The organism is Mycobacterium sp. (assembly GCF_049683355.1).
GTDB lineage: Bacteria > Actinomycetota > Actinomycetes > Mycobacteriales > Mycobacteriaceae > Mycobacterium.
Genome location: NZ_JBAUJB010000345.1, coordinates 15,291 through 38,367, shown reverse-complemented (window position 1 = coordinate 38,367; position 23,077 = coordinate 15,291). Strand labels below are relative to the sequence as shown.

Here is a 23,077-nt window from a genome sequence, read left to right as displayed (position 1 = left end):
GGAGCCAGCGACACGCCAATAGTCGTGTGCCTACACGAATTCGCCGATTCGGCGACCCCCCAAGCCTCCTACCAGCACAATCGCTCCACGCTACCCCGCAATGTGCCTACAAACTGCGGAAGTCGGGATAGAAAGCAACAAACAAATGCAAAACTAGCAACGTATGTTCTGGTGTGTCCCATGCCTTGTAGCAGGGCTATGGTCGAAATCACAGCCAACAGCTAATTCGCCATGTGCATTGCGAGATGTTCTGTGGTGTGATTAGAGCGCGAACGATAAACGTGATTCGTGTCGCTCTTTGTGCAGCGCTGGACAGGGGACGGTGTGACACGCCTGCGGCCCCGAGGGGGAGGAAATATGCCGGATATAAGCAAGAGCACCTAATGGCAGGCCTATGTGGGCCGCCTCCGGGTGACGTTTTAATGTCATCCAAGTTAACAATTGTCGCCGCGGGATGATATTTCGCTGTTACGGCGCCCTCGGCAATCCTTGGCCGTCATCTGTGCGCCCTTATTCGACGGCTGATTTATATGGACGAATTGTTCATTTGTCGGCTTCGCCGAAAGGTAATTCCAGTATGTCCATGAAACGGCTCCTACTGGTTCGTGTCCTCGCGCTGCTGGTGGTATCACTCGGAATCGGGTACCTGGGCTGGCGCTGGTCGAGCACCATCGCATGGGACGTCTGGTGGATCGCGGTCCCGCTGGTACTGGCCGAGACGTACAGCCTCAGCGAGTCGGTGCTGTACGGACTCACGATGTGGAACGCCCGGCGGCGTCCGAGTCCACCGCAGGCGCCCGAGGGCAAGACCGTCGATGTCTTCATCGCCACCTACAACGAGCCATTGGAGATCGTGTTGAGGACCGCGGTCGCCGCGCGGGACATCACCTATCCGCACCAGACGTGGATCCTGGACGACGGAGACCGGGCGGAGTTCGCCCGCGCTGCCGAGATCCTCGGCGTCGGCTACATCAACCGTGGTCCGGAGTGGGAAGGGCGGCCCCGATTCGCCAAGGCCGGCAACGTCAACAACGCACTGTTTCAGACCTCCGGGGAGTTCATTGCGGTACTCGACGCCGATCAGGTGCCGCAGCCGGAGTTCCTCGACCATGTGCTCGGGTACTTCGACGATCCGGAGGTCGCGTTCGTGCAGACCCCACAGAGATTCTGGAACGTCCCCGACTGCGATCCGCTCGGCAGTCAGGCCGATCTGTTCTACGGTCCGATCCAACAGGGCAAGGACGGCATGGGCGCCGCGTTCTTCTGCGGTTCCAACGCCGTGCTACGCCGCGAAGCGTTGATGGCGCTCGGGCTGACTAGGTTCTGCCGCGCGGCGGCCGAACGGGTGCGCAGGGAACTTCGGCGGGGCCGCGGTCAGGTCGAAGCCGTGTTGGGCGGGCTATCGGCTGATCAACAACGGGCGGCCGAAAGCGCGCTGAGCGCCCTGCGGATAATCAAGAGGGCTGAGGCGCGCATCCGCACCGGCGACGTGCTCGCCGACATCACCTACGAATTGCGCAGGCGCATGGTCGAACTCCTCGGTCAACGCCCGGTGACTGAACCACTGGGCCACGCGTTGGTGCAAATCGTCGAGCGGGCCGACGTCGCCCGGACCGATCACGCACTGGCGATCGATCCGATCACCACCTCCTCCATCACCGAGGACATGGCGACGGCTATGCACCTGCATGCACTGGGATGGACCAGCGTGTACCACCACGAGGTGCTGGTGCACGGGCTGGCGCCCGAGGACGTGAGCAGCATGCTCACTCAGCGGCAGCGCTGGGCCACCGGCACGATGCAGGTCTTCTTCCGCGACAACCCGTTGTTCATCCGCGGGCTCACCGTCGGACAGCGGTTGATGTACCTCGCCACGATGACGAGCTATCTCAACGGTTTTGCCGCCGTGGTCTACATCGCTGCACCGATCGTCTTTCTGACAACCGGGGTGTTCCCGATCCACACCGACACGACGGCCTTCTTCGTCTACTTCATGCCGTTCTTCCTGATGTGCCAGTTGCTGTTTGTCGTCGCGGGCAACGGTTCCCGCGGGTTGTGGCGAGGCCAGCAGATGTCCTTCGCGCTCTTTCCAGTTTGGATCAAGGCAACCATCGCCGGCGCTGGGGCAGCTTTCTTCGGAAAGACGCTGAAGTTCAAGGTGACCAGCAAGACCAGGGCGGACAGCGGACGCGGACTCCGCTATGTGCGTCCTCAGCTGATCGCGATCACCGCCCTGACGATCGCCGCCGGCGTCGGCGTGATTGCGGCCGCCCACGGTGCACGGCCCATGATTGCAACCCAGCTCACGCTTGCATGGGTGGCCATCGACATCGCACTGCTGTGGTCGATGGTGCGGGCCGCTCGCTACGGTGGGCCCTCCGCGGGCCTGTCATGCCCGATCGACCACGGTGTACGCGAGGAAGCCGAGCGCACCATCTCCCAGATTGTCACCGAACAGATTGTCGCCGATGCGGCGCGGGTCGTGAGTGCCGTGCGGCACGAAGGCTTGGAGCCGACAGGCGGTCGTCACCGGTGTATCTCGGCGAATGCCTCGGCGATCCGATGTGACGTCCAGTGCTTCGATGCCAGTGCGGCGCTGGAGTTGCGGCAGGCCGTGGCCGATGCCGCGCCGGTGCCGGTGCTGTTTATCGACGTGAGCGGGGTCGCCTCGGTGACGCCGTCGGGTGTCGCGGTGATGCTCGACCTGCTCCGAATGGTCCGGGCGCGCGGCGGCGAGTTGAGGCTGTTCGGCGCATCGGGTGCGTTCGAACGGGCCCACAAGGTGCTCGAGTTGGCGGGCGTCACCTCGCTGCACTCAGACCACGCCGATGCTTCACGCAGACTTGAATTGAGCGCTTGACCGATGCGAACTCGGTGGCGATCAGGTTGGACGGTTGGCAAGTGCGTCGTGGAACGCGGTCTGGGATTGCTCGGAGGAGTTGAACCGCCAGTCCCGTTCTTTGACCATCTGGAACCACACCACCCCATCCACCTGATCCTGCCGGGACAAGAACGTGAACAGCCTCTCGATCCATTCGGCTTTGTCCACACCGGACTGCGGGCCTTCGACCGTAGCCGTCTCCCCTATCAGGATCGGGTGGTCGCCCTCGAGGGCGCGCAATTGGTCGAGCCCGGTGGCGAAAACCGCTTCGGGTTGGCGCCAGCTGTGGCCGTCCCCGAAGCCCCAGTTGTAGCCGTCGAGTCCGAGCACGTCGACGGCGTCGGCACCGGGAAAGGCCGCTGCCATGTCGGTGGACCCGTCGTGGGGAGCGTCGGGACACCACATGAACGTCGCGTTGGACGCGCCCTGCAGCGTGAACCGCTCTCGCACGCGATGCCACGCGTTGACGAAGTCCGCCGCCGTGTTGCCGTTGACGCCGACCGACCACGGGTAGTGGTCACTGTTCATCTCATGTCCGAACCGGACGATGAGCGGCTGCTTCCACTGCGCCAGATTTTTTGCCCAGGAGTCCAGTTGGGTGTCGAACTCACCGGCCGCTATCCGGCGCAGGGCATACGCCGGCTGATTGGGTCCCATTCCTGGTTGCCACGGCTCCAGCGTCAGGATGGGCATCGCACCGGCCTCGACGATCCCGTCCAGTTCGGGGATCGGGGTGCGCTCGTCGATCCCTGCGAACCGCAGGATGTAGGCCGGCATCGATCCGGCCATCTGGGCCACCGTCCGCAGATCGCTCGACGGCGCCCGATCGTCGGGAAGAAAAACACCCCAGTCGACACGGTGCGTGCCGTCCTCGGCGGCGGCAGCGTCGTCGGACGGTGCCGTACATGCCGTCAGGAGCGTCGTTGCCAGCAGGACGGCCCCAAGGCGTGCGGACCGGCTGTGGGAGGGGCGCATGGCCAGATCTTAACGACAGACTGCCAATCCGCTAGCCCACGAAAGACCCCATGACCACCGAACTAGTTGACGACTCCTTCGTAGCCCACCCACCCCGCCGCCGGCGTCGTGGGCAGAGCGCACTGACCCCGCTGTTGGTGATGGTCCTCGCGGTGGCCGGAGTGCTCTTCGTGGAACCCCGCATCAAGCCGCTGCAGGAACTGCTCGGCCGGTGCCAGGTGAAGGACGCCTCAGCCATCATTCCGGACAGCGGTGTGTTGTTCGGCGTCAACCTGGACTGGGAATCGGAGACACTCGCCGAGCATCGCGCCAACATGGATCACCGGCCGGCGGTGGCCGTTCAGTTCTCCGACATCCCGTACGACCGGGCGACGTGGGAGCACTCCAAGAGTGCCGTGGCCCAGATCAGGGAGAACGGCGGTGTCATGGTGCTGACACTGGAACCGCATGGTGGGCTGGACACCATCAGCCCGGAGGTGATTCTGACGCTGGCCCACGACCTGCTCGACCTCAACAACCAGGGTGTTCCGGTGATCGTGCGATTCGCGCACGAGATGAACGGATCCTGGTATGCCTGGGGCCAACAGCCGCAACGTTACAAGCAGGTCTTCCAGCAGGTGGCCACGGCGGTGCATGAGATCGCGCCGGGGTCCGCGATGATGTGGGCGCCCAACTACGGCGGCGGCTATCCGTTTACCGGTGGGCAGTTCACGGCGGCCCGCGGTACCCCCGCCCATCAAGTGCTCGACACCGATGGCGACGGCGCGCTGACGATGTACGACGACTCCTACCTGCCCTACTATCCGGGCGACGAATATGTGGACTGGGTTGGAATGTCGTTGTATCACTGGGGAAATCAGCGACCGTGGGGAAACAACGAAATCACCGAGCCGAACAAGTTCATTGACATGCTGACCGGCGCCTACGACGGCACGGCAGGTAGCGATCTCGGTGTTCCGGATTTCTACGACGTCTTCGGTGTCCAGCGCGACCGCCCGGTGGCCATCGTCGAGACGGCGGCGATCTACACGCCATCCCGTCCCGGCGCGGACGAACTCGCGGTCAAACAGGCTTGGTGGCAGCAGGTGTTCGCGGAGGACACCCACGAGCGATTTCCGCAGTTGAAGATGATCAACTGGTTCGAATGGCACAAGTTCGAGATCGAGATCAACGACTGGGTCGACTGGCGCGCCGCGGGCGTCCCGGTGGTCCGTGACGCCTTCACCGAGGACCTACCCTCGTGGTTGAACTACGCCGACACTGTGGACGCTTGCTCGTGATCACCGTCCCGTTCTGCGCGCTGACGGTCGTGCTGGTTCTCGCCCTGAACATGTCGGCCTGTTCGAACTCGGACGGGGCGGTGGCCTGGTCGCCGCCGGCGGCGACGGAGACGCACGGCCCGGAAGCCGGCAACCCGTGGACCGATGATGATCTGTCGGCCGCTGTGGGCGCGCCCGGTGCGCTGCCGGGCAGTCTGACCGGCTACGTTCTGGAGGCGAACCATTCCCAACATGTGTATTACGTCGACGCGGCGCAGCAGCACATCCGGACGTTCTGGTGGGATCTCGACGGCTGGCACCTCGGCGATGTCACGGCAGCCGCGAATGCCGTTCCTGCTGAACCGGGTTCGCTGACCGGGATCGCCTCGGAGACGGCCAACAGCCAGCATCTGTTCTACGCCGGCGCCGGTGGCGGGCAGGTCCACGAACTGCGGTGGACGGCCGACGGCTGGCAGCAGGACAATCTCACCGCAAGTGCCGGGGCGCCGCCGTCGGGTTCAACTCTGACCGGGTACAGCATCGAGGAGCAACAGAGTCATCACGTTTTCTACCTGCGCCGGTCCGACAATCATGTGCAGCAACTGTGGTGGGACAGCGAGCGCTGGCACACTCAGGACCTTTCCGCCGCGGTGCTGTCCCCACCGGGGCTTGATGGCGCAATGGTCAGCTATGTCGATGTCGCGCAGGGTATTCAGCATGTCTTCTATGTCGGCACCGACAGCCACCTCTACGAGCTGTGGTCCGATCAGGACGGTTGGCACCTGACAGATCTGACGGCGGTAACGGGTACCCCGGCGCCGGTCCCGGCCACGCTCGCGGGGTACATGTTCGACGCGCAAGGCACTCAGCACGTGTATTTCGTGGGTATCGACGGCAAGCTCTATGAGCTGTTCAGTCAGCCCGACGGTTGGCAGCGATCCGATCTGAGCAGCCAGACCGGTGCGCCGACACCGGCGAAGAACCCCCTGGCCGCGTATGCGTTCGAGGCGCAGCAGACCCAGCACGTCGTCTATCAGGGCGCCGACGGCCAGCTCTACGAATTGTGGTGGGACAGCAGCGGTTGGCAGGTCGGCAACCTGACAGCGGGCCTGGGTGCGCCGAAACCGGCACCGGGCCGAATGTTCGGCTATGCCTTCGAAACCCAGAAGACCCAACACATCATGTATGTCACCGCCGACGGCGGGAGCGTTCACGAGCTGTGGTCGGGTAACCCTGAGGGTTGAACGCTACTCGCGGTAGAAACCAGGAAGTTGCCAACCGCTCGATGGCATTGCCAGATCGCGCTGCCACGGCAGCGTCGCGATCCGGAACTCCGGGTGCGGGCCAGTTGAATCCGGCGCCGCGGGGGCCTAATGATGCAATTCCCCTACGACGCCCCCGGGGAAGCGAGTTCATCTCAGCTGGGCCGCCCAGTGTTACCGGCGAGCGCCCGTAGACGGTCAACCACACCCGCGCCGAACTGCGCAGGACGAGTCACCCTTTTCGGCCCCCGCCTGCATGACTACACCTGTGCCGGTGGGCACCGATTATCGCGCGCTGGGCTACGACGCCGCCGGGCTGCGCGGGAAACGGCTTCGGGTGTTGGCCGAAATCCCGACCGACGGAATGGTTCCTGCCGACCTTCCCGCAGGGATCACCGACGTTGTCGCCCTCGACGACCAGCCCGATGTCTTCAGCAACATGCAAGTTCGCCCTGTCGGCGACCCGGCCACGGTCGCCAATGTTCGTTCCGACCGACTGGCCCTCTGCAGCGAGCCATAGACCCATCGTGAGCACTTCATCGCCCACCTTCTGTCGCGGCTAAAGCCGCTCCACCACAAAGTCGACGCATGCCGTCAGCGCGCTGACATCGTCGGGCTCGACGGCGGGGAACATCCCGACGCGGAGTTGGTTGCGGCCGAGCTTGCGGTACGGCTCGGTGTCGACGATGCCGTTCGCACGCAGGATCTTGGCGACCGCCGCGGCGTCGACGGAATCGGAGAAGTCGATGGTGCCCACGACCTGGGAGCGCAGCTTCGGATCGGTGACGAACGGTGTGGCGAATGGTGACGCCTCGGCCCACGAGTACAGCCGCCCCGAGGTGTCGGCGGTTCGTTTGGTGGCCCAATCCAGGCCGCCGTTGCCGAGTAGCCAGTCGATCTGTTCGGCCAACAGCACCAGCGTGCCGATGGCCGGGGTGTTGTACGTCTGGTTCTTGACGCTGTTGTCGATCGCGATCGGCAGCGACAGGAACTCCGGCACCCAGCGTCCGGAACCGGCGATCGCCTCCACCCGGGCCAGCGCGGCAGGCGACATCAGCGCGATCCACAGCCCGCCGTCACCAGCGAAGTTCTTCTGCGGCGCGAAGTAGTAGACATCGGCATCACCGATGTCGACCGGCAGCCCGCCGGCCGCGGAGGTGGCGTCGATGGCGATCAGCGCGTCACCCGAGCCGTCGGGGCGCACCACCGGGACCGCGACGCCGGTGGACGTCTCGTTGTGTGCCCACGCGATCAGGTCGACGGAGGGGTCCGACACCGGTGCGGGCGCGCTGCCCGCGTCCGCCTTGACGACCACCGGGTCGCCGACGAACGGGTTCTTCGCCACGGCCGAGGCGAACTTGGCACTGAACTCGCCGTAGGTGAGATGCAGCGAGCGCTTGTCGATCAGGCCGAACGCCGCGGCGTCCCAGAACGCGGTGGATCCGCCGTTGCCGAGGACCACCTCGTAGCCTTCGGGCAGGGAGAACAGCCGGCGCAGCCCGTCCCGCACGCGTCCCACCAGATTCTTCACCGGCGCCTGCCGGTGCGAGGTGCCGAACAGCTCGCCGGCGGCGGCCAGCGCCTGCAGCTGCTCCGGCCGGACCTTGGACGGTCCGCAGCCGAAGCGGCCGTCTGCGGGCTTGAGCTCGGGCGGGATGATCAGTGAAGCATCGGCCATGTCGACCAGCCTAAGTTCCGGCGCCCGGTCCGCCGAGCGTGGGTCCTGGGTACGCAAGACGCTCCCGCTGCGGGCTCGGTCACGGTCGAGGCCCCCGCGCCTGTGACCCAGGGCACATGTGACGCAGATAACCCCTGGTGGCCACACTGCCGCAAAACGGCCTGTTCAATTCCTGGGACCATGGGTACTGTATTTGGACAGCGAGCGGACAAATGTAAACCTCACGGGAGGCTCAAGATGGCTGTCAAGGAAGCTCGAACGCCGATCATCCGGCGCTGGCGCAAGAACATGGAGATCGGCGTCACCCCCGAGGACCGGGAGTACGTCGACATGCTGACCACCCTGTCCGAGGGTTCGGTTCGACGTAACTTCAATCCGTATACGGACATCGAGTGGGACTCGCCCGAGTTCGCGGTGGTCCCCGACGACACCCGCTGGATCCTGCCCGGTACCGACCCGATCGGACGCCACCCCTGGTACCGATCACAGCCGGTGGAGCGGCAGATCGAGATCGGGATGTGGCGCCAGGCAAACGTCGCCAAAGTGGGGCTGCACTTCGAGTCGATCTTGATTCGCGGCCTGATGAACTACGCGTTCTGGGTCCCGAACGGCTCCCCGGAATACCGGTACTGCCTGCACGAATCGGTCGAAGAGTGCAACCACACCATGATGTTCCAGGAGATGGTGAACCGCATCGGCGCCGACGTGCCGGGCATGCCGCGGATGCTCAAGTGGCTGTCGCAGTTCATCCCGCTGGCCGCAGGCCCGCTGCCCATCCCGTTCTTCTTCGGGGTGCTCGCCGGCGAGGAGCCCATCGACCACACCCAGAAGAACATCCTGCGGGAAGGCAAGGCGCTGCATCCGATCATGGAGCGCGTGATGGCCATCCACGTCGCCGAAGAGGCCCGGCACATCTCGTTCGCCCACGAGTACCTGCGCAAGCGGGTTCCGCACCTGCCGCGTCGCAAGCGCTTCTGGCTGTCGCTGCACGTGCCGATCATCATGCGGGTGTTGTGCCAGGCGATCGTCAAGCCGCCGAAATCCTTCTGGAAGGAGTTCGACATCCCGCGCTCGGTCAAGCAGGAGCTGTTCTTCCGTTCGCCCGAGTCGCGGCAGTTCCTGCGCGATATGTTCGGCGATGTCCGGATGCTGTGCCACGAGACGGGGCTGATGAACCCGGCCGCGAAGCTGATGTGGCGGGCATGCAGGATCGACGGCCAGCCCAGCCGCTACCGCAGCGAGCCGGCGCGTCAGCACGTGGTGACCGCCGCCTAGGCGGTCCCGGACAGGATCCTCATGCCTCACGTCATCACCCAGTCGTGCTGCAGCGACGGGTCGTGCGTTTACGCGTGCCCGGTCAACTGCATCCACCCGTCACCCGACGAGCCGGGCTTCGCCACCGCGGAGATGCTCTACATCGATCCGGTGGCGTGTGTCGACTGCGGCGCGTGTGTGTCCGCCTGCCCCGTCGGCGCGATCGCGCCGGACACCCGGTTGACCGACAAGCAGTTGCCGTTCGTCGAGCTGAACGCGGCGTTCTATCCGCAGCGGGAGACCAAGCTGCCCCCGACGTCCAAGCTGGCTCCGGTGCTGCAGGCGCCGGTGGTGCACCCACGGCCGGGCGGCCCACTGCGCGTCGCCGTGGTGGGGTCCGGCCCGGCCGCGATGTATGCCGCCGACGAACTGCTGACCCAGCAGGGCGTTCGGGTCAACGTCTTCGAAAAGCTCCCAACGCCCTACGGCCTGGTGCGCGCCGGTGTGGCGCCCGACCATCAGAGCACCAAGAGGGTGACCAGGCTCTTCGACCGCATCGCCCGCCTCCCCGGGTTCTCCTTCTATCTCAACTGTGAGGTGGGCTCGGACCTGACGCACGACGAACTGCTCGAACACCATCACGCCGTGCTGTACGCGGTCGGCGCACCCGACGACCGTCGTCTCGAGGTGCCGGGGATGGGACTGCCGGGGACATCGACCGCGACCGAAGTCGTCGCCTGGTTCAACGGGCATCCGGAATATGCCGGGCTGCCCGTCGATCTCAACGGCGAACGCGTAGTCATAGTGGGCAACGGGAACGTAGCGCTGGACGTCGCGCGCATCCTGACGACCGCCCCGGATGTGCTGGCGCGCACCGACATCGCCGACCATGCGCTGGAAGCCCTGCGTGCTTCCCGGGTGCACGAGGTGGTGATCGCCGCCCGTCGCGGACCCGCTGCGTCGGCCTTCACCCTGCCCGAGCTCATCGGTCTGACGTCGACATGCGAGGTGGTGCTCGACACCGCCGACCACGATCTGGTGATCCGCGATCTCGCAAGCGAAGCCGACCCGCTGACCCGCAACAAGCTCGAGATCCTGGCCGAGCTGGGCCTGGCGTCCGACTCCCGGGGAGGGCGGCCCAGAATCCGATTGACGTACGGGCTGACCCCCAGGCGCGTGCTGGGGGAGGGCGCCGCCACCGGGGTGGAATTCTCGGTGACGGGCACCGACGAGGTGCGCGAACTCGCCGCCGGTCTGGTGTTGACGTCAATCGGGTACCGCGGCAAGCCGATCCGTGGTCTGCCGTTCGACGACGCGGCCGCGGTGGTCCCCAACGACGGCGGCAGGGTGCTCGATCCGCAGACCCGCGAGCCGGTGCCGGGCAGCTATGTCGCGGGGTGGATCAAGCGCGGCCCGACGGGGTTCATCGGGACCAACAAGTCGTGTGCTGCCCAGACGGTGCACAACCTGGTCGCCGACTACAACACCGGGCTGTTGACCGACCCCGTCCACAAGGTCGCCTCGCTCGACCGGTTCGTCCGGGGCAGACAGCCCGCCGTCATCGATGCCGCCGGGTGGAAGGCCATCGACGACGCCGAGGTCGGCCGCGGCGGTGATCGGCGACCTCGCGTCAAGTTCACCACCGTCGCCGGCATGGTCGAAGCCGCTGCAGCAGCACCGGCGCCGCCGGTACATCAGCGGCTGCTCGCCGGCCTACGGCGCTGAACCGTCACACCGCCCACGCCTCCAGCACGTTGGCGTACTCGGTCGGCTCCACCGACAGATCACCGACGTACGGGTGTTCCAGCGCGAAGATCAGGTAGAGGACGAAGGCCAGCAGCGCCGCGGTCAGGCCGACCGCGAGCGCGTGGACGACCACATCGCGGGTGCCGAACAGGAACGTGAACGCCATCACCACGCCGCCGCCGCCGCCCACCAGCAGAACCCAGAGTTCGCCGGTACCGAGTCCTCACTGGCCGAGACCCGTAGCGAGCGGTCGGTGTCCAGGTCGCTCAACCGGCCGATCGCGTGGTCGAAGAAGGCGATCTCGTTGCGCGTCTGCGGTTGCACCGCCAGGTACGCCTCCCACACGGCCACGAGTTGTTCAGACCGCAGCTCGACCGGCTCACCCCGGTGCATCCGAGGGAACTCGTCCTCGATCACGTCGCGGGTATAGGCGATCAGGGCCTGCTCGATCGGCGTCCGTGATTCGGCGGGCAGGGCGACCGAGTCGCGGAGCAGGTCCGAGATGGCGTTGGCTTCCATCGTGCTCGCGTCCTCGGCGTCGCCGAACTGCTCCCAGACCACCACCACCACCACAAAGGCCACCAGCACGGCGTACAGCACACCGGTCAGCTGGAACATGGTGCCCGACACCGTGTTCGCGTTCTCGAGTCGGGTGTGCGAGACCAGCTTGCGGAAGAGAAGGAGACCGCCCACGGAGAACCCGACGATCACGACGACCCAGAGGAAGCCCAGTATCGGTGCAGGAATCTGCAGCAGCCAAATCACAAGCTCCACCCTCACAGTAAGTCGACGGGTAATTATCACTGTCCTCACCCGTCCCCGTGAGGTGAACACACCTGCCTGGTCTCCGTGGGGTTGTCTTCGGGCAAAGCTGCCCCCACCACGCCCGCGTGGAGGTATGTAGTGGAGGTGAACTCTGCACAGGTCATTGGTCGTGTCGGAAGCCTGGCGGTGGCGGCACTGGGGGTAGGGGCCGCCGTGTTCACCGGCACCGGGGCGGCATGGGCGACCGAGGAATCCGACGGTGGTTCCTCGACGCCCGGCGCGTCCGTGTCGGAGTCGGCAGCGCCGACCGACGCCGGCGCTTCCTCGGGCAAGAGGGGCGGCGCCGCCGGCGACGGCGACGGCGACGACACAGACCCCGACGCCGAAGACGCCGAAGACGCCGACGCCGAAGACGCCGACGCCGAAGACGCCGACGCCGACGACGCCGAGGCCGACGACGAGTTGCCCGACCCCGACAGCGCGACCACGCCCCCCGTCGACACCGAGGACGACCCCGCCCCTGCCGAACCGGCCGGGACCGACGAGGCAGCCGAACCCAAGCGGGCGCTGCCGCGTACGGACGACGCTGCCGAGGGAATCGAGGAAACGGAGTCCGCACCGGCCCGCCGCCAACAGGCCGTCGCGGTCTCAGCAGAAGCCGTCGCCGAACCCCCAGAGATCGCAGGTTCCATCGCGGTGACTCAGGAGTCCTCGCCGGGAGCGCCGACGACGCCGAGCGTCGTCACCACCACCGTCGCCCCACCCGAGGTCCCGTCATGGCGCCCGTGGCCTACCGCATACGACCTGCGTACCGCCGTGACGTATGTGGTCGATCTCGCCAGCAGCTTCGTCAAGGCCCTGCTTCAGCCGTTCGTGTCGAAGCCGGCTGCACCGTCGGCCGACCCCGCCGAATGGGCACTGGTGGCGTGGATCCGACGCGAGTTCTTCAACCAGAGGCCGACACCGGTGGAGAACCCGCTGCCCTACACCCAAAGCCTGACCCTCGAGGGCGACGTCGTTGTGACGGGCGCAGTCGGGTTCGAAGACCGTGACGGAGACCCACTGAGCTACACGGTGATCGGCAGGCCGCACAACGGTGGCACTGTGCACGTTGACCAGAACGGCGACTTCATCTACCGGCCGATGAACGCGATGGCAGCGGTCGGCGGCACCGACTCGTTCACCGTCGTCGTCAGCGACGAGCGGGCCGGCCTCCAGATCGGCGGCCTGCTCGGCCTGCTGAAGTTCGTGCCCATTCTGGGCCCGCTGCTCTACCCCAGCGGAGGGCACCGGGTGGCCCACACCATCACCCCGTCACGGTCGATCCCGTGGCGGGCGTCGACTTGTCGATGCCCGACGGCTTCCGCTGGGGCGTGGCGCACTCCGGATTCCAGGCACGAAGGCGGCCCCGGTTCGCCGGTGGACACCAACTCCGACTGGTACCGGTGGGTGCACGATCCCCTCAACCAGCTCCTCGGCCTCGTCAACGGGGTGCCCGACGACGGCCCTGGAGCGTACGTCTCCTACGAGAACGACGCCGACCTGGCGCGCGACGAACTCGGCGTGAACACCTTCCGGATGGGCATCGAGTGGAGCCGCATATTCCCGAACTCCACTGCAGCTATTGATATCTCGGACGAAGGTGGCGGCGTCAGCCATGCCGATCTGCAGGCGCTCGATGAGCTGGCGAACCTCGACGAGGTGGGCCACTATCGGGCAGTGTTCGACGCGCTGCGGCTGCGTGGGCTCGACCCGATGGTGACCGTCAACCACTTCACCCTGCCGGTGTGGGTGCACGACCCGATCGTCGCGCGTCCACTGATCCAGCTGGGGCTGCCCGCGCCCGCGGCCGGCTGGTTGTCGTCGAGCACACCCGAGGAGTTCGAGAAGTATGCCGCCTACGTGGCGTGGAAGTTCGGCGACCAGGTCGACAACTGGGTCACCGTCAACGAGCCCTTCCCGCCGGTGCTGACGGAGCTGCTGGCGATCCCGTGGGTGGTGCCGAACTGGCCGCCCGGGGTGATCCGTCCCGACCTCGCGTCGATGTTCGTCGTCAACCAGGCCATCGGTCACGTGGCGGCCTACGACGCGATCCACGCCTGGGACACCGAGTCGGCGAACGTAGGGGGGCCTGCCGCATTTGTGGGATCCGCCCACAACATGATCCCGGCGCGGCCGGCCAACCCGGTGAGCCTGCTCGACGTGCAGGCCGCCGACGCCTGGAACCAATACTACAACCAGTGGTTCCCGAACGCCGTGATCGACGGGTGGGTGGACGTCAACTTCGACGGCATCAAAACCGCAAACGAGGTGTTCGCCGACTTCGTGGGCAGGGTCGACTTCCTCGGCGTGCAGTACTACGGCTCGCAGCCCATGATCGGTTTCGGTGTGGCACCGGTGCCCGGGTTCCCGTTCCTGCGTGGCTTCCCGATCCGCTGCCAGGCTTCGCCGACATGCAGCGACTTCAACCAGCCCACCGACCCGGGCGGATTCCGCGAGGTGTTCGAACTCGCGGCGTCCTACGGAAAACCGTTGTGGATCACCGAGAACGGGATCGCCGACGCGGACGACTCCAAGCGGCCGTCCTACATCGTCAACCACATCGCGGTGGTACAGGATCTCGCCGCCCACAAAACCGACATCCGCGGGTACACGTATTGGTCGTTCGTCGACAACCTCGAGTGGTCCGAAGGTTACGACCTGAAGTTCGGCCTGTACGGCTCGGACCCGAACACTCCCGAACTGGAACGCACCCCGAAACCGGACAGCATCGCCGCGTCACCGACGAGCCACCCAGCGCGGTCGGGGTGGTCGACTTGCCGTCGTTGAACTCGGGGAAGTCGTCGTTGAGGAACACCATGAAACCGTTGATCTGGAACGCCGCGTGCATCAGCTTGCCCCCCGGGCCGGGAAGACGAGTCATCTCCTGGGCATCGCACGCCTTGGCGTAGAAGTCGAGCGCGGCGGCAGCGTCGTCGACGACGAGGTGCGGCACCAGCATGGGCTGGTTGGCTTCAGGGTTGACGGCCATGGGGTCTCCTCAGAATCGGGATGGGACGTGGATGGAGACCAGCCGCGCACCGAAAACTCATCGCGCTTCAGACCACCGAGAATCCTGGAGGCAGGCCCGCCCGCCCAGTCAGCGCGAGCAGCACCTCGGGTCCGCGACCCAGTCGGACGCCGATGTGGGCTGCCAGCGTGGCGGCCTCGGCCAGTACGTCGTCCGGCGGTGCGAACTCGACGCAGACGGTGCCGGCGATGTCCATCCCGTGCACGGCCAACTCGAACGTCCGGGTCGGTAGGTAGCTGTTCAGCCGGATTCCCAGACCACCGATCACCTCGATCAGCGGGTCGCCGACCCCGTCCAGGTCAGAACGCACGCGCGCCACCAGCGTGCTGATCGCGGCAACCGGATCCGCGCCGAGGTCACGTCCGGCCTGACGGCCCCGCTCGACGATGGCTGCGGTCCCCATACCTGCGGCGAGGTCGTGGATCTTCGCGTAGTAGTCGGCCGCGTCGAGCACGTCTTCGTGCCCGGCGGCGGTCTGCAGATAGGTGCTCACCGTGACCAGGGATCTGGACGTGTGGCCGACCAGCGAGCGCAGATCCCATTCCCCGAGGCCGGGTCCGTCCCAGCGCCCGTCCGGTATGCGCCGTACCAGCGCCGCGAAACTCTCTGCCGCCGAGGCGAACACCACCCGCGGTTCGCGTGCGGTCATCAGGCGAGCAGATCCCAACCGTCGACCGACTCGGGTTTGCGCGGTGCCGGCCCGACGTAGACCGCCGACGGCCGCACCAGCTTGCCCAGCCTCTTCTGTTCCAGAATGTGTGCACACCAGCCTGCGGTGCGTCCGCAGGTGAACATCGCGGGCATCATGTTCGGCGGCACCTGCGCGAAGTCGAGTATCACCGCGGCCCAGAACTCGACGTTGGTCTCGATGGCGCGGTCGGGACGGCGCTCCCGCAACTCGGCGAGCGCGGCCTGCTCCAGCGCGGCCGCCACCTCGTACCGCGGTGCCGCGAGCCGTTGGGCGGTGGCACGCAACACCCTCGCCCGCGGATCCTCGGCCTGGTACACGCGGTGGCCGAAACCCATCAGCTTTTCCTTGCGGTCGAGGATGCCCTTGACCACCGCGCGCGCGTCCCCGGTCTGCTCGGCCTCCTCGATCATCGGGATCACCCGCGCCGGAGCGCCACCGTGCAGCGGCCCGCTCATCGCCCCGATGGCCCCTGACAGGGCGGCGGCCACGTCGGCGCCCGTCGATGCGATGACGCGGGCGGTGAACGTGGACGCATTCATCCCGTGCTCGGCGGCGCTGACCCAGTAGGCGTCGATGGCCTCGACATGGCGAGGATCCGGCTCACCCTGCCAGCGGGTCATGAATCGCTCTGTGACGGTCTGGCATTCGTCGACCGTGCGCTGCGGCACCGCGGGTTGGTAGATACCGCGCGCCGACTGTGCGACGTAGGACAGTGCCATCACCGAGGCGCGTGCGAGTTGGTCGCGCGCGGTCTGGTCGTCGATGTCCAGCAGCGGAGGGTAGCCCCAGATCGGCGCCAGCATCGCCAGGCCGGCCTGGACGTCGACGCGGACGTCGCCGCTGTGGATGGGCAGCGGGAACGGTTCGGCGGGGGGCAGGCCGTGGCCGAACCGGCCGTCGACCAGAAGCCCCCACACGTCACCGAAGGTGACCCGGTCCGCGACCAGATCCTCGATGTCCACTCCGCGGTAGCGTAGGGCGCCGCCGTCTTTGTCGGGTTCGGCGATCTCGGTCTCGAACGCCACCACCCCCGCCAATCCTGGAGCGAAATCTTTCGGCACCGAAGTCATGGGCCGATTCTCGCACCCTGTCTCCTCGGCCGAGCCGAGAGTCCGGCCGGGAGCGGTAGCGTTGTCACGTGGGCACTTCTGATCACCTGGCCAGAATGCGGGTGGAGTACGGCTCGGTCGAGAAGGACGGCAGCAGTGATCTCGACGTCGGCTGTCTCGACGCGGGCTGGGTGGCGCTGCTGAACACCTGGATGTCGGAGGCCGAACAGGCCGGCGTCGCCGAGTCCAACGCGATGGTCGTCGGCACCGTCGACGCCGGGGGTCGGCCGGTGTCCCGCACGGTGTTGTGCAAGAGCGTGGACGAAACCGGCATCTCGTTCTACACCAACTACGACTCCGACAAGGGGGAACAGCTGGCCGCCAACCCGTACGCGTCGGCCACGTTCCCGTGGTACGCGCTGGGGCGCCAGGTCCACGTCCGCGGCCCGGTCACGAAGGTGTCCCCGGAGGCGACGGCAGCCTACTGGGCCAACCGACCGCGGGGCTCACAGCTCGGCGCCTGGGCGTCGCAGCAGAGCCGGCCGATCGCGTCGCGGGCGGCACTGCTGCGACAACTGGCAGACGTGACGGAACGGTTCGCCGACCTCGACGAAGTCCCGGTGCCCCCACACTGGGGCGGCTACCTGATCGCCCCCGAGGCGATCGAGTTCTGGCAGGGCCGGGAGAACCGGGTGCACAACAGGATTCGGGTCTGCGACGGAGTGGTCGAACGTCTGCAGCCCTGAATCGTTTCCGCCGAGCGGCTGGAAATGTCCGGGGTGCCCATTTTCTCAGTCAATTCACAACCGGCCGAGATAGCATCCAGAGGTGGCTGAAGTCAGGGGGGAGCCGGTCCTCGGTCTGCGCGAGCGCAAGAAACGCCGAACTCGCGCCACCCTGATCGACGCGGCCGTCGGCTTGTGCGACCGGCAGGGTTTCGACGGCACCACCGTCGACCAGATCGCCGCCATCGCTGACGTGTCACCGCGCACATTCACCCGCTACTTCTCCACCAAGGACGCCATCGCCACGGCGCTGATCGACGAGATCCTCGCGACGGTGGCCGGTGAACTCAAGCGTCAGCCGCTCGACATCGGCCAGTTCGAAGCATTGCGGCGCGCGTACATCGCGATGGCTCGCGGCACCAGGCTGGCGCCTGCCGGTGCGTTGTCGTCGGATCGGCTGCTGCAGATCATCCGCATCGTCGTCACCTCCCCGGCCCTGCGGCACGCCGCAGCCGAGTACCGGGCCAGTGCGGTCGACGCCGTGATGGCGCAGCGACTGGGCACCACCCTCGGCGACCGGCGGGTCAAGCTGATCGCCGCAGTGTGGGCGGCTGTCCTGATGACCGCGCTGACCGAGCTGACCGACGATCTCAACACGGCGGGCAGCGTCGAGATCGACGACATGGTGGCCGTCCTGGATGTCACCTACGCCGAGTTCGCCGGCGAAATCGCCGGCCTCGGACAGGTGGTCTGACCCCCCGTCCGCCCCCCGCGGGCGTGACTGGTGCAATGGGACTACCTTTTGTAGGCAGACTCAGCGATTTCCCGACAGATCCGATGGAAGCAAGAAGGGATCCCAGTGGCCGATAACGCCGAAGCCGGGCAGGCACATGCCACCCTGAAGTACCCAGGTGGCGAGCTCGACCTTGACATCGTCCAAGCCACTGAGGGATCGGATGGCATCGCTCTGGGCTCGTTGCTGGCCAAGAGCGGATACACGACCTTCGACGGCGGTTTCGTCAACACCGCCTCCACCAAGAGCGCCATCACCTACATCGACGGCGACGCCGGCATCCTGCGGTACCGCGGCTACCCGATCGAGCAGCTGGCGGAGAAGTCGACGTTCATCGAGGTCAGCTACCTGTTGATCTTCGGTGAACTGCCGACGGCCGAGCAGTTGGAGAAGTTCACCACCCAGATCCAGCGGCACACGCTGCTGCACGAGGACCTCAAGCGCTTCTTCGACGGCTTCCCCCGTAACGCGCACCCGATGCCGGTGCTGTCCAGCGCCGTCAACGCGCTGAGCGCCTACTACCAGGACTCGCTCGATCCGTTCGATCCCGGCCAGGTGGAGCTGTCCACCATCCGGCTGCTGGCCAAGTTGCCGACCATCGCGGCGTACGCCTACAAGAAGTCCGAGGGGCAGCCGTTCCTCTACCCGGACAACTCGCTGACGCTGGTGGAGAACTTCCTGAGGATGACGTTCGGGTTTCCCGCTGAGCCCTACGAGGTCGATCCGGAGATCGTGCGGGCCCTGGACATGCTGTTCATCCTGCACGCCGACCATGAGCAGAACTGCTCGACGTCGACCGTGCGGCTGGTCGGTTCCTCGCAGGCCAACCTGTTCACGTCGATCTCCGGCGGCATCAACGCGCTGTGGGGTCCGCTCCACGGTGGCGCCAATCAGGCGGTGCTGGAGATGCTGGCGAAGATCCGCGACGGCGACGACGACGTGGCGACCTTCGTCAAACGGGTCAAGGACCGCGAGGACAACGTCAAGCTGATGGGCTTCGGCCACCGCGTGTACAAGAACTACGATCCCCGCGCGCGCATCGTCAAGGAGCAGGCAGACAAGATCCTCGCCAAGATCGGCGTCCAGGATCCGCTGCTCGACATCGCCAAGGAACTCGAGGAGATCGCGCTGACCGACGACTTCTTCGTCGAGCGCAAGCTCTACCCGAACGTGGACTACTACACCGGGGTGATCTACCGAGCGATGGGCTTCCCGACGCGGATGTTCACCGTGCTGTTCGCGCTGGGCCGGTTGCCGGGCTGGATCGCCCACTGGCGGGAGATGCACGGCGAGCCGAACAAGATCGGCCGGCCGCGCCAGATCTACACCGGCTACACCGAGCGCGACTACTCCGACCTCGACACCCGCTGACCTTGCGCCGCGAGCGCGCGGGTTTGCACGCTGGCGCGCCGCATTCGCCGGCATTGCGGGCGCGGTCACCTGCGTCGAACGTCACAACTCTGTCGCTTGCCGACCAGACGGTTGTAGTTTCACAATCGTTGGGTGAATGAAACCGTCGCGGCCATGACGCCCAGGCGCAAGGCCGTCATTCTGGTTTCTTGCTGCCTGAGCCTGCTCATCGTCTCGATGGACGCGACCATCGTCAACGTCGCGATTCCGGCGATCCGCACCGACCTGTCCGCTTCGCCCGCCCAACTGCAGTGGGTGGTGGACATCTACACGCTGGTGCTGGCATCGCTGCTGATGCTCGCCGGCGCGGCCGGGGATCGCCTCGGCCGCCGACGGGTGTTCCAGACCGGTCTGGCACTGTTTGCGATCGGCTCGCTGGCATGCAGCCTGGCGCCGTCCATCGACACGCTCATCGGTGCCCGCTTCCTGCAGGGCATCGGCGGGTCGATGCTCAATCCTGTTGCACTGTCCATCATTTCGCAGATCTTCACCGGACGTGTGGAGCGCGCGCGGGCGCTGGGGGCCTGGGGCGCGGTGGTCGGGATCTCGATGTCGCTCGGCCCGATCGTGGGCGGGCTGCTGATCGAGACGATCGGCTGGCGCTGGGTCTTCTGGATCAACCTGCCCATCTGTGCGGTGGCGATCCTGCTGACCGCGCTGTTCGTGCCGGAATCCAAGTCCGCCACCATGCGCAACATCGACCCGGTCGGACAGGGCCTGGCCGTGCTCTTCCTGTTCGGCGTGGTCTTCGCCCTGATCGAAGGACCGGTGCTGGGGTGGAGCAGTGCCAGGGTCATCGCCATCGCCGCTGTCGCCGCGGCTGCCTTCGCGGTGTTCTTGCGGTACGAATCGCGGCGTGCCGACCCGTTCCTCGACCTGCGCTTCTTCCGGAGCATCCCGTTCAGCGCAGCCACGATCACCGCCGTCAGCGGCTTCGCCGCGTGGGGCGCGTTCCTGTTCATGATGTCGCTGTACCTGCAGGGCGAACGTGGCTTCTCAGCGATGCACACCGGGCTCATCTACCTGCCGATCGCGCTCGGGGCGTTGCTGTTCTCCCCGTTGTCGGGACGACTGGTGGGCCGTTACGGCGCCCGGCCGTCGTTGGTGGCGGCGGGGGTGCTGATATCGGCCGCCGCGGTGATGCTCACCTTCCTGACCGCGACGACGCCGGTGTGGTCGCTGCTGGTGGTCTTCACCGTCTTCGGCATCGGCTTCTCGATGGTCAACGCGCCGATCACCAACGCCGCGGTGAGCGGTATGCCGCTCGATCGTGCGGGCGCGGCCTCGGCGGTGACGTCCACCAGCCGTCAGGTCGGTGTGAGCATTGGTGTGGCACTCTGCGGTTCGGTGGCCGGCTCGGCGCTGGCGATGGACGGCACAGATTTCGCGGCGGCGGCGCGGCCGCTGTGGTTCATCTGCGCGGCACTGGGTTTGGTGATCCTGTCGCTCGGCCTGCTTTCGACGTCGCAGCGTGGCCTGCGCTCGGCGCAGCGGTTGGCGCCACTGATCGCCGGTCCGGCACTACCGCCGAAGGAGGCCCGTGTCCAGTAGGGAGCTCGCCGACGCGGTGTGGCGGGACCTCGCCGCGTTTGTCCTCGATCACCAGGACGTCTGGAAGCACGCCGTCGTCGAGCGATCGGGGTTGCCGTTCAGCAGGATCCGGATCCTCAAGCGACTGAGTCGATCCCCGCTGACGGTCAAGGAGCTCGCCGCGGCCGCAACCGTCGACGCGCCGGCGGCCACGGTGGCCGTCAACGACCTCGAGGACCGTGGACTCGTGGTGCGCCGGACGGACCCGACGAATCGCAGGTGCAAGGTGGTGTCGCTGTCCGCTGCCGGCCACGACATGGTCGGCGTGATCGACGGCGTGCACGATCCCGCTCCCGAGATCCTCGCCGAACTCGACGAGCACGAGGTCGCGACATTGCGGGGGATCCTCGACAAGCTGACCGGACGCTAACCCTGCAGGACGGCCATCGCCGCGTTGTGACCGCCGATGCCCGACACGCCGCCACCGCGTCGAGATCCTGATCCGCACAACAGGATCCGGTCGTGGATTGTGGCCACGCCCCATCGCTGCGCCGGTGTCTCCAGCGGTTCGTGTTCCTCGGCGAACGGCCACGTCAGCGCGCCGTGGAAGATGTTGCCGTTTGTCATGCCGAGTGACCGCTCGAGGTCGGACGTCGTCTTGGCCTCGATGCACAACCGGCCCGACGAATCCTCCATCAGCACATCCTGGATCGGTTCGGCGAGCACGGAGTTCAACGATGTCAGCACCGCCGATGTCAACGAATCGCGCATCCGCTCAGGTGTTCCCGAACTTGCCAGGGTGTGGGGGGTGTGTAGCCCGAACACGGTCAGGGTCTGCGCGCCGGCGGTGCGCAAGACTTCGGAGAGGATCGTCGGGTCGGCCAGCGAATGGCAGTAGACCTCGCACGGCAGCGGGTCCGGCACGGATCCACCGGCGGCCCGGCGGTACGCGGTGTCGAGTTGGCTGAAAGTCTCGTTGATGTGGAAGGTGCCGCCGAAAGCCTGTTCCGGCGTGACGGTTTCATCGCGCAGTCGCGGCAGTCGGCGCAGCATCAGGTTGACCTTGGTCTGCGCGCCGGGCGCAAGCTCGGGTTCGGGCGCACCGAGCAGTCGGGCCAGCACGGCCGGCGTCACGTTGGCCAACACGTGGTCGGCGCCCACCCGGTGCTCGGCATCGCCGTTCCGGTAGCGCACCTCGCCGTCCGGTTCGATCGCGAAGACCTCGGCGCCGGTGACGATGTCTGCGCCGAAGCCGGTGGCCGCGGCCGCCAGCGCCCCGCTGACCGCGCCCATCCCGCCGATCGGCACGTCCCAGTCGCCGCTGCCCCCGCCGATCAGGTGATACAGCAAGCACACGTTCTGGCGCAACGATTCGTCGTCGAGGGGGGCGAACGTACCGATCAGCGCATCGGTCGCCATCACCCCGCGCACCAGGTCGCTGTCCACTGCCGCGGTGATCATCTCGCCGATGGGACGGTCGATCAGTGCCCGCCACGCGGCGTCCGCGTCGGCTCCGCCGTTGGCGACGACCGCCCGGTGCATGTCGGCGCGGGTGCGCAGCGGCTCGGTCATCGTCGGCCACAACCGCGACGTCACCGCTGCGGCGCGGCGGTAGAAACCGTCGAATCCGGCTTCGTCGGCGGATGCCCCGATGGCGCCGAAGGTCGACTCGGGCCCGACCAGCAACCCGGCCAGCCCGCCGGCGGCCGGGTCGGGGGTGTAGGACGAGTACCGACGCCGGGACAGCCTGACCCGGACGCCGAGGTCGTCGACGACACTCCTCGGCAGCAGGCTGACGAGGTAGGAGTAGCGCGACAGGCGCGCGTCGACGCCCTCGAACGCGTGGGCCGACACCGCTGCCCCGCCCACGTGGTCGAGGCGCTCGAGCACCTGGACCCGGCGACCCGCCCGGGCCAGATATGCCGCCGCAACCAGCCCGTTGTGTCCGCCGCCGACGATGACGACGTCAGGGTGCGTCACCGCTGCGCC

Annotated in this window: 19 protein-coding genes and 1 pseudogene; 12 read left to right on the top strand and 8 right to left on the bottom strand. The window is 66.6% G+C overall.

Annotated elements, in window-relative coordinates:
- Positions 1-583: 583 nt before the first annotated feature.
- Positions 584-2,860, top strand: coding sequence for a glycosyltransferase family 2 protein (locus tag WA944_RS19840; RefSeq protein ID WP_526372803.1), 2,277 nt, complete (start codon positions 584-586; stop codon positions 2,858-2,860).
- Positions 2,861-2,881: 21 nt separating this feature from the next.
- Here WA944_RS19840 and WA944_RS19835 read toward each other — a convergent pair whose 3' ends face one another.
- Positions 2,882-3,856, bottom strand: a complete 975-nt coding sequence (locus WA944_RS19835) for a glycoside hydrolase family 26 protein (protein ID WP_526372805.1) — start codon at positions 3,854-3,856, stop codon at positions 2,882-2,884.
- 50 nt (positions 3,857-3,906) lie between these two features.
- Between WA944_RS19835 and WA944_RS19830 the strand changes: the two genes are divergently transcribed.
- From WA944_RS19830 to WA944_RS19820, 3 genes are all read left to right on the top strand, one after another.
- Positions 3,907-5,136, top strand: a complete 1,230-nt coding sequence (locus WA944_RS19830) for a glycoside hydrolase family 26 protein (RefSeq protein ID WP_526372807.1) — start codon at positions 3,907-3,909, stop codon at positions 5,134-5,136.
- Positions 5,133-6,359, top strand: coding sequence for a PLL family lectin (locus tag WA944_RS19825; RefSeq protein ID WP_526372812.1), 1,227 nt, complete (start codon positions 5,133-5,135; stop codon positions 6,357-6,359). The genes WA944_RS19830 and WA944_RS19825 overlap by 4 nt, the downstream gene beginning before the upstream one ends.
- A gap of 292 nt (positions 6,360-6,651) precedes the next feature.
- Positions 6,652-6,897 (top strand): DUF7161 family protein, encoded by a 246-nt coding sequence (locus tag WA944_RS19820; RefSeq protein ID WP_526372809.1) that lies wholly within the window; start codon positions 6,652-6,654, stop codon positions 6,895-6,897.
- Between the two features lie 39 nt (positions 6,898-6,936).
- Here the strand turns inward: WA944_RS19820 and serC are convergent, their stop codons facing one another.
- Positions 6,937-8,055 carry a phosphoserine transaminase gene (gene serC / locus WA944_RS19815; RefSeq protein ID WP_526372811.1) on the bottom strand — a complete coding sequence of 373 codons (1,119 nt, stop codon included), beginning with the start codon at positions 8,053-8,055 and terminating at the stop codon, positions 6,937-6,939.
- A gap of 237 nt (positions 8,056-8,292) precedes the next feature.
- On the opposite strand from serC, the gene WA944_RS19810 reads away from it, so the two are divergent.
- Positions 8,293-9,330 carry a diiron oxygenase gene (locus WA944_RS19810; protein ID WP_526608976.1) on the top strand — a complete coding sequence of 346 codons (1,038 nt, stop codon included), beginning with the start codon at positions 8,293-8,295 and terminating at the stop codon, positions 9,328-9,330.
- A 21-nt stretch (positions 9,331-9,351) separates the two neighbouring features.
- Positions 9,352-11,034 (top strand): FAD-dependent oxidoreductase, encoded by a 1,683-nt coding sequence (locus WA944_RS19805; protein ID WP_526608975.1) that lies wholly within the window; start codon positions 9,352-9,354, stop codon positions 11,032-11,034.
- Between the two features lie 4 nt (positions 11,035-11,038).
- Here the strand turns inward: WA944_RS19805 and WA944_RS19800 are convergent, their stop codons facing one another.
- On the bottom strand, positions 11,039-11,245 hold the full coding sequence (locus tag WA944_RS19800) for a bestrophin-like domain (RefSeq protein ID WP_526647268.1): 207 nt from the start codon (positions 11,243-11,245) through the stop codon (positions 11,039-11,041).
- Positions 11,221-11,829, bottom strand: a complete 609-nt coding sequence (locus WA944_RS19795; RefSeq protein ID WP_526647267.1) for a bestrophin-like domain — start codon at positions 11,827-11,829, stop codon at positions 11,221-11,223. Before WA944_RS19795 ends, WA944_RS19800 begins: the two co-directional genes overlap by 25 nt.
- Positions 11,830-11,958: 129 nt before the next feature.
- On the opposite strand from WA944_RS19795, the gene WA944_RS19790 reads away from it, so the two are divergent.
- On the top strand, positions 11,959-14,649 hold the full coding sequence (locus WA944_RS19790) for a family 1 glycosylhydrolase (RefSeq protein ID WP_526647266.1): 2,691 nt from the start codon (positions 11,959-11,961) through the stop codon (positions 14,647-14,649).
- Here WA944_RS19790 and WA944_RS19785 read toward each other — a convergent pair.
- The 3 genes and pseudogenes from WA944_RS19785 to WA944_RS19775 form a co-directional block, all read right to left on the bottom strand.
- Positions 14,597-14,851: pseudogene (locus tag WA944_RS19785) on the bottom strand (VOC family protein); the annotation flags it as partial. The gene WA944_RS19790 and the pseudogene WA944_RS19785 sit on opposite strands and share 53 nt — an antisense overlap.
- A 67-nt stretch (positions 14,852-14,918) precedes the next feature.
- Positions 14,919-15,539, bottom strand: coding sequence for a maleylpyruvate isomerase N-terminal domain-containing protein (locus tag WA944_RS19780; protein ID WP_526370694.1), 621 nt, complete (start codon positions 15,537-15,539; stop codon positions 14,919-14,921).
- On the bottom strand, positions 15,539-16,651 hold the full coding sequence (locus tag WA944_RS19775) for a citrate synthase (protein ID WP_526370692.1): 1,113 nt from the start codon (positions 16,649-16,651) through the stop codon (positions 15,539-15,541). Before WA944_RS19775 ends, WA944_RS19780 begins: the two co-directional genes overlap by 1 nt.
- A gap of 68 nt (positions 16,652-16,719) precedes the next feature.
- Here WA944_RS19775 and pdxH point away from each other — a divergent pair, with 68 nt between their 5' ends.
- The 5 genes from pdxH (at position 16,720) to WA944_RS19750 (ending at position 21,518) form a co-directional block, all read left to right on the top strand.
- The gene (gene pdxH, locus WA944_RS19770; protein ID WP_526370690.1) at positions 16,720-17,376 is read left to right on the top strand and encodes a pyridoxamine 5'-phosphate oxidase; all 657 of its coding nucleotides are present in this window, start codon (positions 16,720-16,722) and stop codon (positions 17,374-17,376) included.
- 82 nt (positions 17,377-17,458) lie between these two features.
- A complete protein-coding gene (locus WA944_RS19765) occupies positions 17,459-18,109 on the top strand; it encodes a TetR family transcriptional regulator (RefSeq protein WP_526370688.1) in 651 nt (216 codons plus the stop codon).
- A 105-nt stretch (positions 18,110-18,214) separates the two neighbouring features.
- Positions 18,215-19,519, top strand: a complete 1,305-nt coding sequence (locus WA944_RS19760; RefSeq protein WP_526370686.1) for a citrate synthase — start codon at positions 18,215-18,217, stop codon at positions 19,517-19,519.
- A 153-nt stretch (positions 19,520-19,672) separates the two neighbouring features.
- Positions 19,673-21,109: an MFS transporter gene (locus WA944_RS19755; protein ID WP_526370698.1), complete on the top strand. Its 1,437-nt coding sequence runs from the start codon at positions 19,673-19,675 to the stop codon at positions 21,107-21,109.
- Positions 21,099-21,518: a MarR family winged helix-turn-helix transcriptional regulator gene (locus WA944_RS19750; protein ID WP_526370684.1), complete on the top strand. Its 420-nt coding sequence runs from the start codon at positions 21,099-21,101 to the stop codon at positions 21,516-21,518. The genes WA944_RS19755 and WA944_RS19750 overlap by 11 nt, the downstream gene beginning before the upstream one ends.
- On the opposite strand, the gene WA944_RS19745 is transcribed toward WA944_RS19750, so the two are convergent.
- Complete coding sequence (locus WA944_RS19745) at positions 21,515-23,068, bottom strand: phytoene desaturase family protein (protein WP_526608973.1); 1,554 nt, start codon at positions 23,066-23,068, stop codon at positions 21,515-21,517. The genes WA944_RS19750 and WA944_RS19745 overlap by 4 nt on opposite strands.
- Between the last annotated feature and the right edge of the window lie 9 nt (positions 23,069-23,077).